This window comes from Dehalobacterium formicoaceticum (genome assembly GCF_002224645.1).
Taxonomy (GTDB): domain Bacteria; phylum Bacillota; class Dehalobacteriia; order Dehalobacteriales; family Dehalobacteriaceae; genus Dehalobacterium; species Dehalobacterium formicoaceticum.
Genome location: NZ_CP022121.1, coordinates 2,801,145 through 2,812,500, shown reverse-complemented (window position 1 = coordinate 2,812,500; position 11,356 = coordinate 2,801,145). Strand labels below are relative to the sequence as shown.

13 protein-coding genes and 2 rRNA genes (1 of these 15 running past the window's edge) are annotated in these 11,356 nt (G+C 43.1%); all 15 read left to right on the top strand.

Annotated elements, in window-relative coordinates:
* Positions 1-2,632 (top strand): 23S ribosomal RNA (locus CEQ75_RS13670) (it extends 372 nt beyond the left edge of the window).
* 81 nt (positions 2,633-2,713) lie between these two features.
* Positions 2,714-2,830, top strand: a 5S ribosomal RNA gene (rrf, locus tag CEQ75_RS13665).
* 327 nt (positions 2,831-3,157) lie between these two features.
* Positions 3,158-3,439 (top strand): hypothetical protein, encoded by a 282-nt coding sequence (locus CEQ75_RS13660; RefSeq protein WP_089611498.1) that lies wholly within the window; start codon positions 3,158-3,160, stop codon positions 3,437-3,439.
* Position 3,440: 1 nt separating this feature from the next.
* Complete coding sequence (locus CEQ75_RS13655; RefSeq protein WP_198306546.1) at positions 3,441-3,614, top strand: hypothetical protein; 174 nt, start codon at positions 3,441-3,443, stop codon at positions 3,612-3,614.
* Positions 3,615-3,848: 234 nt separating this feature from the next.
* Positions 3,849-4,265 (top strand): DUF3842 family protein, encoded by a 417-nt coding sequence (locus CEQ75_RS13650; protein ID WP_089611496.1) that lies wholly within the window; start codon positions 3,849-3,851, stop codon positions 4,263-4,265.
* A 3-nt stretch (positions 4,266-4,268) separates the two neighbouring features.
* Positions 4,269-4,457, top strand: coding sequence for a CooT family nickel-binding protein (locus CEQ75_RS13645; protein ID WP_089611494.1), 189 nt, complete (start codon positions 4,269-4,271; stop codon positions 4,455-4,457).
* 100 nt (positions 4,458-4,557) lie between these two features.
* Entirely contained in the window at positions 4,558-5,310 is a 753-nt protein-coding gene (locus CEQ75_RS13640) for a YebC/PmpR family DNA-binding transcriptional regulator (RefSeq protein WP_089611492.1), read from the top strand.
* A gap of 85 nt (positions 5,311-5,395) precedes the next feature.
* Complete coding sequence (locus CEQ75_RS13635; protein ID WP_089611490.1) at positions 5,396-5,971, top strand: hypothetical protein; 576 nt, start codon at positions 5,396-5,398, stop codon at positions 5,969-5,971.
* Positions 5,972-6,127: 156 nt separating this feature from the next.
* The gene (ruvC, locus tag CEQ75_RS13630) at positions 6,128-6,625 is read left to right on the top strand and encodes a crossover junction endodeoxyribonuclease RuvC (protein ID WP_089611489.1); all 498 of its coding nucleotides are present in this window, start codon (positions 6,128-6,130) and stop codon (positions 6,623-6,625) included.
* A gap of 6 nt (positions 6,626-6,631) precedes the next feature.
* Positions 6,632-7,240, top strand: a complete 609-nt coding sequence (gene ruvA / locus CEQ75_RS13625) for a Holliday junction branch migration protein RuvA (protein ID WP_089611487.1) — start codon at positions 6,632-6,634, stop codon at positions 7,238-7,240.
* Positions 7,241-7,304: 64 nt separating this feature from the next.
* Positions 7,305-8,339, top strand: coding sequence for a Holliday junction branch migration DNA helicase RuvB (gene ruvB / locus CEQ75_RS13620; protein ID WP_420828423.1), 1,035 nt, complete (start codon positions 7,305-7,307; stop codon positions 8,337-8,339).
* A 3-nt stretch (positions 8,340-8,342) separates the two neighbouring features.
* A complete protein-coding gene (locus CEQ75_RS13615; protein ID WP_089611484.1) occupies positions 8,343-8,882 on the top strand; it encodes an epoxyqueuosine reductase QueH in 540 nt (179 codons plus the stop codon).
* A complete protein-coding gene (locus CEQ75_RS13610) occupies positions 8,882-9,103 on the top strand; it encodes a DUF2905 domain-containing protein (protein ID WP_089611482.1) in 222 nt (73 codons plus the stop codon). The genes CEQ75_RS13615 and CEQ75_RS13610 overlap by 1 nt, the downstream gene beginning before the upstream one ends.
* Before the next feature lie 56 nt (positions 9,104-9,159).
* A complete protein-coding gene (sigI, locus tag CEQ75_RS13605) occupies positions 9,160-9,879 on the top strand; it encodes an RNA polymerase sigma-I factor (protein WP_157677477.1) in 720 nt (239 codons plus the stop codon).
* Between the two features lie 13 nt (positions 9,880-9,892).
* A complete protein-coding gene (locus CEQ75_RS13600) occupies positions 9,893-11,272 on the top strand; it encodes an anti-sigma factor domain-containing protein (protein ID WP_089611479.1) in 1,380 nt (459 codons plus the stop codon).
* The last annotated feature ends 84 nt before the right edge of the window (positions 11,273-11,356 follow it).

Here is an 11,356-nt window from a genome sequence, read left to right as displayed (position 1 = left end):
GTAGGCGAAAGGCGGAAATGCTCGAAAGTATCCCAAGTACCGCGGGACACGAGAAACCCCGTGGGAATCCGGGGGGACCACCCCCCAAGGCTAAATACTCCTTGGCGACCGATAGTGAACCAGTACCGTGAGGGAAAGGTGAAAAGAACCCCGGGAGGGGAGTGAAAAAGAACCTGAAACCGTATGCTTACAAACTGTCAGAGCACTTTAAATGTGTGATGGCGTACCTTTTGTAGAATGGACCGGCGAGTTACGATAACGAGCGAGGTTAAGTCGAGAAGACGGAGCCGAAGCGAAAGCGAGTCTTAATAGGGCGGAAAGTTCGTTGTTGTAGACCCGAAACTTGGTGATCTACCCATGGTCAGGGTGAAGCTCAGGTAAGACTGAGTGGAGGCCCGAACCGACTTACGTTGAAAAGTGAGCGGATGAATTGTGGGTAGGGGTGAAATGCCAATCGAACCAAGAGATAGCTGGTTCTCCCCGAAATAGCTTTAGGGCTAGCCTCAAGAGATGATTTATGGCGGTAGAGCACTGTTCGAGCTAGGGGCCTAACCAGGTTACCGAACTCTCACAAACTGCGAATGCCATAAATTTATCTTGGGAGTCAGACTGTGGGGGATAAGCTTCATAGTCGAAAGGGAAACAGCCCAGATCGACAGCTAAGGTCCCAAAGTGTGTGCTAAGTGGAAAAGGATGTAGAGTTGCTAAAACAACCAGGATGTTGGCTTAGAAGCAGCCACCATTTAAAGAGTGCGTAATAGCTCACTGGTCGAGTGACCCTGCGCCGAAAATGTAACGGGGCTCAAGCACACCACCGAAGCTTCGGATTCAAGAAGCAAGATGCTAGAGGCAAGAAACAAGAGGTAAGACTAATAATCTTGCATCTTGCTTCTAGCATCTTGCTTCTTGAGTGGTAGGGGAGCGTACTGAACACGACGAAGGTTTACCGGAAGGAGAGCTGGAGAGTTCAGTAGTGAGAATGCCGGTATGAGTAAGCGAAAAGGCAGGTGAGAATCCTGCCCGCCAAAAACCTAAGGGTTCCTGGGGAAGGCTCGTCCGCCCAGGGTAAGTCAGGACCTAAGTCGAGGCGAAAAGCGTAGATGATGGACAATCGGTAAAGATTCCGATACCACCTGGATCCGTTTGAAGGAAGGGGTGACACAGGAGGGTAGGTCAAGCGCACGGTTGGTAGAGTGCGTCCAAGCCTGTAGGGAGAAAGATAGGAAAAACCGTCTTTCAAAGATCCTGAGAGGTGATGGGGAGCGAAAATAAGTAGCGAACTGACTGATCCCACACTGTCAAGAAAAGCCTCTAACGAGGAGCCAGGTGCCTGTACCGAAAACCGACACAGGTAGGTGGGGTGAGAATCCTAAGGCGCGCGAGAGAACCCTTGTTAAGGAACTCGGCAAAATGACCCCGTAACTTCGGGAGAAGGGGTGCCTTTGTAATGTGAGGTTTTTAACAGACTGAGCATGAAGAGGCCGCAGAGAAAAGGCCCAAGCGACTGTTTAGCAAAAACACAGGTGCCTGCAAAGTCGAAAGACGACGTATAGGTGCTGACGCCTGCCCGGTGCTGGAAGGTTAAGAGGAGAGGTCAGCGGAAACGTGAAGCTTTGAATTGAAGCCCCAGTAAACGGCGGCCGTAACTATAACGGTCCTAAGGTAGCGAAATTCCTTGTCGGGTAAGTTCCGACCCGCACGAAAGGCGTAACGATTTGGGCACTGTCTCAACAAGGGACTCGGCGAAATTGTAATACCGGTGAAGATACCGGTTACCTGCGACAGGACAGAAAGACCCCGTGGAGCTTTACTGCAGCCTGACATTGGATTTTGGTATATCACGTACAGGATAGGTGGGAGACTAAGAAGATGGGACGCCAGTCTCATTGGAGTCGCTGGTGGGATACCACTCTTGATGTGCTGAAATTCTAACTTCAAGCCGTAAGCCGGCTGAAGGACATTGTCAGGTGGGCAGTTTGACTGGGGCGGTCGCCTCCCAAAGAGTAACGGAGGCGCCCAAAGGTTCCCTCAGCGCGGATGGAAATCGCGCGAAGAGTGTAAAGGCAGAAGGGAGCTTGACTGCGAGAGAGACATTTCGAGCAGGGACGAAAGTCGGGCTTAGTGATCCGGCGGTACCGAGTGGAAGGGCCGTCGCTCAACGGATAAAAGCTACCCCGGGGATAACAGGCTTATCTCCCCCAAGAGTCCACATCGACGGGGAGGTTTGGCACCTCGATGTCGGCTCATCGCATCCTGGGGCTGTAGTAGGTCCCAAGGGTTGGGCTGTTCGCCCATTAAAGCGGTACGTGAGCTGGGTTCAGAACGTCGTGAGACAGTTCGGTCCCTATCCGTCGCAGGCGGAGGAAATTTGAGAGGCACTGTCCCTAGTACGAGAGGACCGGGATGGACAGACCACTGGTGTACCAGTTATCCTGCCAAGGGTACAGCTGGGTAGCTAAGTCTGGCAGGGATAAGCGCTGAAAGCATCTAAGCGCGAAGCCCCCCTTAAGATAAGATTTCCCACAGCGCAAGCTGATAAGACCCCAGAAAGACGAACTGGTAGATAGGCCGGGTGTGGAAGGGCAGTAATGTCCGGAGCTGACCGGTACTAATAGGTCGAGGACTTGACCTTAAAGATAAATTCTAAGCATGAAAGACTTCACTGTGTAGTTTTGAGAGAACAGTTATAGATTGTTCCAACTTCATAAATTTTCCTGGTGATGATGGCGGAGAGGCCCCACCTGTATCCATTCCGAACACAGAAGTTAAGCTCTCCAGCGCCGATAGTACTTGGGACGCAGGTCCCTGGGAGGGTAGGTCGTTGCCAGGTTCTAATTTTAATTAAAAGCACACTAAAAAGTGTGCTTTTTTATATATGCTAGCGGGGTGCAATCTATTAAAAGCCATATTGATTTGGAATCCTACGATGTAAAACAGATCATACCTTATTAGTAAAATTATATCTATTTGATAAATAACAGTTGTGTTCATGCAAATGATATTGACTAAAACTAAGAAGAAGAATCATGATAAGATATTGAACATAAAACAAGAAAAACAACAAGAAAGCAAAAATAAAAACATCTAATCCCTATAAGTTCCATCAGGAAATGGGAGAAAAGATGATCGAAAATGTAGGAATTGTCCGTAACAACGAATTGTCCGTAATAATAAAGATTTAACCACCAATAATGAATTCCTGCTTGAATTGAAAGAACGATGGAAAAACATCAATATGGTAGATTCACAGGGGTATTACAATCAGACCATGATGTTTGTTAAAGAATTAAAAAATATGCTAGAGGTTGCCCAGGCGATTACCATCGGTGCTTTAATGCGCAATGAAAGCAGAGGCAGTCACTATAAGCCGGAATATCCTGAAAGAAATGATCCGAAATTCCTTAAAACATCGAAATGCCGATGGACATCCCATTGGTGAAATGCATAAAGAAGCACGACTTGACGCATTAATTGCAGAGGGAGGTATTCAGGAATGCGGCAATGCTCAGAATTGCCGGGAGGTATGTCCAAAAGAAATCCCCCTGACCACCCACATCGCCGCAATGAATAAAGAAACAACAAAATACTCCTTCAGACGTTGGTTTACAAAATAGGGAGTTCCAAAGAATCCTCATCTGAATTTTGAGCTTACCTTACAAAATTAGATTAACCGGCTTAACGCTTTTTAAAACTTTTTTCGTTGTTCTTTCGGCGGAACTAGTTTTTTTCTTTGATCCAGTAAGAGATTTTCTCTGTTATTTTGATCCTTCCGTTCTCATAGCAATATAGCCTTTATTTTGATATAATGATGTCTGACGACTAGAAAAATTTGCTGAGGAGAATAGATGATGAAGATTGGCGTAATCGATGGCCAAGGCGGTGGTATCGGGAAACACATCACTGAAAAGCTACGTAAAAATCTATCGGAAAATGCAGAAATTATTGCTTTGGGCACAAACTCTTTGGCAACAGCAGCGATGCTGAAGGCAGGTGCGAATGAAGGTGCCACAGGGGAGAATGCCATTGTGTTTATGGCCGGTCAGATGGATGTGATCGTTGGATCAGTGGCAATTATCGCGGCAAATGCCATGCTGGGGGAATTAACCCCTAAGATGGCCCAAGCTGTTTCTGAATCATCAGCACAAAAAATTCTCTTGCCTATCAATAGAATAGGGATTGAAATTGTAGGTGTACCCAATGAGCCTTTACCCCATCAAATTGATGGATTGATCACTCTTTTAAGAAAATTTGGGAAGGATGAGTAAAATATGTGTGAAGCAAACGCCTATATTTTAAATGGGGATCAAGAAGAATTATTTTTCGAAAAGGTGGATCGGGTCATCCCGGAAGATGGGCAGTTGATCCTGGAGAATATCTTTGGTCATAAAAAAATGATCAAAGCCGAAATTAAAGAATTAGCGTTGGTCGACCATAAAATCATTTTGAAAAGATCATAAGGTCTTCAGTTACTATTCCCTATATCAGAATTATATGCTAAAATATGAGGGTTCATTTAATAATTAAAGACGTTTTTTGATAGAAAGAGGGGTAATTATCATGTCCGGTCATTCCAAATGGGCAAATATTAAACACAAAAAAGCAAGACAAGATGAAGCGAAAGGCGCCATTTTTACGAAGGTATCAAAAGAAATTATGGTTGCTGTTAAACAAGGGGGACCGGATCCGGAAGGTAATTTCCGTTTAAAGCTTTGTATTCAAAAAGCTAAGGCGAATAATATGCCCAATGATAATATCAACCGGGCCATTCAAAAGGCATCCGGCGGCACAGATGGCGACAATTTTGAAGAAATTTTTTATGAAGGATATGGACCGGGAGGAGTAGCCATTTTGCTGGCGATTTTGACCGATAACCGCAATCGGACGGCCAGCGAAATCCGACACACTTTTTCAAAAAACGGTGGAAATCTTGGTGAGACAGGTTGTGTCGCCTGGATGTTTGATCGGAAAGGCCGTTTAACTGTCAATTTGGAAAATCAGGATGAAGACGAATTGATGATGCTCGTTTTAGAAGCCGGTGCTGAAGACTTTAAAGCAGAAGAGGGGATAGGTGAGATTATCACAGAACCTGATTCTCTGGAAGAAGTGCGTAATTTTCTGGTAGAAAAGGGAGTCACCATTGAAGAAGAGGAAGTCACTATGATCCCTCAGAATACTATTATGGTTGATGATTTGGATCAAGTGAAGAAATTAATGAAAATGGTAGAAAGTCTGGAAGACCATGATGATGTTCAAAATGTTTATGGCAATTTTGATATCCCGGATGAAATTTTGGCTCAATTAGAAGATTAAATGCAAGTATAAAAAGCCCATCTTTTGGTTATCATATTTTTCTAAAGAATGATCAATATGATGTAATCGATTAGGTGGGATGAACATGGCTTTTAAGCATATAAAAAGAATGGTCGGTTTTTGTGCCCTGGCTTTTGTGGTTAGTTTTGCGGCATCTTTTTTGTTTGCCGATCATACTTTTTGGCATAATGAATCTAAAAAACCCTTATACGGGAATAGTTTAAGGGACAATCAAACCCAAACGGTGGGTATGATACCAGAAAATGCCACCATTAAAGAAGAAATTTATTATACCCAATGTCAGCATTTGATCCAAAAGGAAATCATTGCCGGAGAAGCTTATCCAGGTATGGACGAAGATGCTCTGAGAGCTGCTGGGTGGGCTTTATATCATAATAATGATCGAGAGATCACAATTTTTAAAAATATTGATGGCCTTTGTCCAAAAGATGAACATAAACGTCACCTCGGGGCGGTGGGGGAATATGTTGCTGTCCTGAAAGGACCGGTAGGTGTGACCGGAGAACTCGTTGAAGTTTTGGATATTCGAATCGATCGCCTTCCTCAGGAATGGCAGACCAAAGTGAAAGAAGGAACACTTAATTTCTCCAGCGAACAAGAATTATTAGAAGCCATGGACAGTATTGATGAATATGAATAAGTGAGCTTGAGCATGAAGGGGACAGGTTGATGGCAACCTCGTCCCTTTATCTTTTTTGGCAGGAGATTGAAATTCGCCTGGCGAATATAAGTAAGTTATAGTTTATAGTTTGTCAAAGTGGTTTGCAATTTCAAGTCGGAAAACATGGAGAAAAAATTGATTATTTTAGGAATTGATCCCGGGACAGCTATTACCGGTTACGGAGTCATCGAAACCTGGGGCAATAAATTTAAACTGCTTGATTATGGTTGTATTCGAACTGATGCCGGGATGTTTTTGGAACACCGTTTAGAAAAAATATATCAAGGTGTTACGGCTTTGATCAATCTCTATCACCCGCAAGAAGCCGCCATCGAAGAATTATTTTTCAATAAAAACGCCAGAACTGCACTGGCTGTCGGCCATGCCCGAGGGGTCATTTATTTGGCCGCGGTCCACAAAAATGTAGTGATCAATGAATACACACCTTTACAGGTGAAGCAAGCTGTGGTAGGTTATGGTCGAGCAGACAAGCATCAGGTACAATATATGATCAAGACGATCTTAAAAATGCCGGCTCTCCCCAAACCGGACGATGCGGCAGATGCTCTGGCCATAGCCATATGCCATGCCCATTCCCGTATCATAGATAAAAACATTAATGAAAAGAGGTGATCCTTTTTGATTCAGTTTATTAAGGGGATCATATTTTCCATCGATGAAGAAGACATACTGATTGAGGTTGGAGGGATAGGGTATCATGTTTTTGTCCCTTCTCGGATCTTTCCCCAGGACAAAGAAGCGGGGGATGAAATTCTCCTTTATACCTACTTGCAAATAAGAGAGGATCAATGGCAGCTTTTTGGCTTTCCACAAAAGGAACAAATGGAGGTTTTTCGCCTTTTGATCAGTGTATCGGGGATCGGCCCAAAACTGGGACAGGCGATTTTGAACCATTTTTCCTATCAGGAAGTAATTTCATACATTCTGGCCGGAGACAGCAAGGGTTTAAGCCAAGCTCCCGGGGTGGGCAAAAAGACAGGAGAACGATTAGTTTTAGAATTAAGAGAAAAATTTAAAAAGCTGGACGATGGGAAAGAGACGTCTAACAACCTTTCCCCGGGGCAGGATACTGCCCTCAACCAGGATTGTGTTTTAGCTTTAACCCAATTAGGTTATTCTGCTCCTGAAGCCCGAAGCGCTTGTATGAGAACGTCCAACGCCTTGGGACCGGAAGCAGATACTCAAGATCTTATCAAAGGCGCTTTGAAGCTTTTAGGTAAGTTTTAAGGTGGAAAAGAAAATATTCAGTGAGGTAATTCCTATGGAAGAAGATCGACTTATTTCCTCATCAATGAAACTTGAGGATTTTGATAGTGAAATCAATCATATCCGGCCGATGAATTTAAGTGAATATATCGGACAGGAGCAGGTTAAAAACAATTTGGAAATTTTTATTCAAGCCGCTCTTAATCGAGGTGAATCCTTAGATCATGTGCTTCTTTATGGTCCTCCCGGTTTGGGAAAAACAACCTTAGCCAATATTATTGCCAATGAAATGAATGTTCATATACGTGTCACCTCCGGACCTGCCATCGAACGGCCGGGAGATTTGGCAGCCATTCTCACCAGCTTGGAACCAAAGGATATGCTTTTTATTGACGAAATTCACCGTTTAAATCGCACGGTAGAGGAGGTGCTCTACCCTGCCATGGAGGATTTTTGTATTGATATTGTGATTGGCAAAGGACCCAGTGCACGTACATTACGCCTTGATTTACCTAAATTCACCTTAATCGGCGCCACCACCCGAGCGGGCATGCTATCTGCTCCTCTCAGAGATCGCTTTGGCGTCATGAGCCGTTTGGAATACTATCAGGAAGATGAATTAATCATCATCATTAATAGGTCTGCAGGAATTTTAAACGTAGCAATTACGCCGGAGGGCGCGCGAGAAATTGCTCGCCGATCCCGGGGAACGCCCCGTATTGCCAATCGTTTACTAAGAAGGATCCGGGATTTTGCAGAAATCAAAGCGGATCGGATTATTACCCAGGAAGTAGCCTGGAACGGACTTGCTCAGCTGCAGGTGGATCCCCTGGGCTTGGATAAAACTGACCGCAAAATGATGCTGAGCATCATCAAAAAATTCGGCGGCGGACCTGTTGGCTTAGAAACCATTGCCGCCACCATTAGCGAATCAGCGGATACGGTGGAAGATGTTTATGAGCCTTATTTAATGCAGTTAGGTTTCTTAAACAGGACACCCCGAGGGCGGATGGCCACGGTGGAAGCCTACCGATATTTTGACTGTCCGATACCGAAACACTTAGATCAATTACAACAACAAACTTTTTTTTCGGATGATGATGAAGGGGAGGAAATGTAAGCCATGAAACTACTGCTCCATGCCTGCTGCGGACCATGTGCTATTTTTCCCCTGGGATTTTTAAGGGAAACGGGTCATGAAGTAAGGGGCTATTTTTATAATCCCAATATCCATCCTTATAAGGAATATGAAAGAAGGCTGCTGACTTTTCAAGAATTTAGTGAAAAGGTTCAGTTAGAAATCATCATTCAGGATGATTATGATTTAGAAGGTTTTCTGAGCATGGTGAACGGGCGTGAGCAGATCCGCTGCGGGTTTTGTTACCGTATGCGTTTGCGTGAGGCTGCCCGGATCGCGGCAGAACAGGGATTTGATGCTTTTACCACCAGCTTGCTGGTCAGTCCTTATCAAAAACATGATTTAATCAAACAAGCCGGGGAAGAAGCCGGGGAAGAATTTCGCATACCTTTCTATTATCATGATTTTCGTACCGGATATCGGGAAGGAGTCAGTATTTCCCGGGAAATGAATCTCTATCGTCAGCCATACTGCGGATGTATCTATAGTGAAAGGGACCGTTATCGAAAGGAGAAGAAAAAATAATGGACTGGCAAACCTTAGGCCGGATGTTGGCTGGAATCGGCGTACTTTTATTGATCGTCGGTTTGATAATGATGGGGTTGGGCCGATTTTTTCATTTTGGATCCTTACCGGGAGATATCGTCTTCAAAAAGGGCAATTTCACTTTTTATTTTCCCATTGTGACCTGTTTGGTACTGAGTATCATCCTTTCCTTGCTTTTTAGGTTGTTTTTAAGAAGATAAACCCCCAGTTACAGAGATTATTTTACGAATTAATTTACGATAGGCAGGTGATGGCTTTGGATGATTTGGACACCTTGCTAAAAAGTGCCCAATCAGGTCACCGGGATGCCAGAGAACAGCTTATTAAACGGTTTCGACCTTTGGTTATCAAAACTGCCTCCTCCTTGTGTGGAAGATATATTGATGCTGATCAGGATGATGAAGTAAGTATTGGCATGTTGGCCGTAGATCAAGCAATCGATACCTATAAAACGGAAGGAGGGACCAGTTTTTTTAATTATGCGGAAATAGTGATCAAAAGACGATTGATTGATCATTATCGTCGGGAACAGCGATTGAGCAGAGCAATTCCTTTTTCCAGTTTTGGCGGGGATCAGCAAGCAGAAAATGACGGCATCTTAAATCAGATTGAGCATCATCAAGCCATGATGGAATTTCAGAAAAAGCAAGAAAGCTCAGATCGTCGTGAGGAAATTAAACAATACACCAAATTGTTAAACAATTATGGCATTTCATTTTCCGATTTAGTATCCTGTGCTCCCAAACACGAAGATGCTCGCCTCCGGGCCATGGAAGCAGCCCGCCTCATTGCCGAACAGGAAGAACTACGCACCCATTTGGAACTTAAAAAAGAGCTGCCCTTAAAGCAAATGGCCGGTTTGGTGAAGGTCAGCAGAAAAACGTTGGAACGTCAAAGGAAATACATCATAGCGATGACGCTGATAATCTGCGGTGATTTTAAGTTTTTGCAAGACTATTTAAAAAAATCTTCATAAAGAGGGAAAACCGATGAAAGAAAAAGGATTGGTCATGGAAATAGACGGTAAACGGATGATTTTATTAACAAAAGACGGTCAGTTTATTTCCCGCACTATTTCCGGTTTAAACCCCCAAATAGGCGATGAAACGATCATTGATATTGAAAAAGTCAGAAAGCCCTGGTTTTACGTCAGATTATTATCGGTAGCTGCCCTGGTGATGATTACCTTTTTTACAGCACCTTTATGGCAGCAATTTCTGGGCAAACCTGCGGAGAGTAATGTTTTGGCTTATATGACGGTAGATATTAACCCCAGTATCGAATTGGGATTAGATCAGGAACACAAAGTGGTTGCCGTACATCCTTTAAACCGGGATGGGAAGGAACTCCTGCAAAAGTTGAATTTGACAGGATTAACCTCAGAACAAGCAGTAGAGGATATTATCGATGCCGCTTGTCAGGAAGGCTACCTGAAACCGGAAAAGAACAACCAAGTTATCATAAATCTATCGGAAAAAAAACCGGATGCAGCCAGGGAGAAGGACACAAACCAGCCGATCATTACCCAGGCCAAAAAGGCTTTATCAAAGAATAAAGCAGAAGCAAATGTAACGATTCTTAATACGGATTATGAACTTCGGGAAAAAGCTGAAGAATTGGGTATCTCATCTGGGAAATATGCACTCTTGGTAGAAGCGAAAGATGCCGGCCTGAATATTGATGTCGATCATGTAAAAAAATCGGGTGTGGTGCGAGCCATTCAAGATGCGGGCGGAAATCCGGGAGAAATAATTCAACGTGCTCAAGAAGAAAAAAATTATCAAGAAAAAATTAAAAAGTGGCAAAAAGAATTTAAAGAAACTAAAAAACCGATAGGAAATAAGAATAAAATAGAGTTTAAAGATCAACAAGACCAAAACCAAAAGGAAAGTCAAAAGAAAAGTCAAAAGAAAAAACAAGAGGTAAAACAAGAGGTAAAACAAAGGTCAGAAAAAAAACCTAGGAATACCTTGGATCCTTCCCCATGGCAAGAAAGAGTACCGGATCAAGATTTGGGCAGCAGCAAAAGTATCAAAAAAGGGAGCAATAAAGACAATGATTTAAATAAGATTAAGGAAGAAATAAAAAAAATACAGAAGCAGGATCCAGTAAAGGACAAAAAAAATAACCAGATTAAGATGAACCAACAGCACCAAAAAGAGAATGTGGAAGTTATAAAAAAAGAAATCAAAGTAAAAATCGAAGAAAATATCCAAGAATCTCAGAAAAATAAGAACAAAGAGAAATCTGAAAATATTAATAAAAATGACAGAAATAAAGAACAAAAAGATAAAAACATGAAAACTGAAAGATCTTTTATGAACGATCTCTATCAACAATTGAACATCCGGATTGGGCATTCGATGTAAGTTGATGTAAGTTAAGGTGACTTTTGTTTCCTTAACTTTTTTTATTCCCTATTTTCGGCAGGAAATGTCCATAGTCTGTCGAAT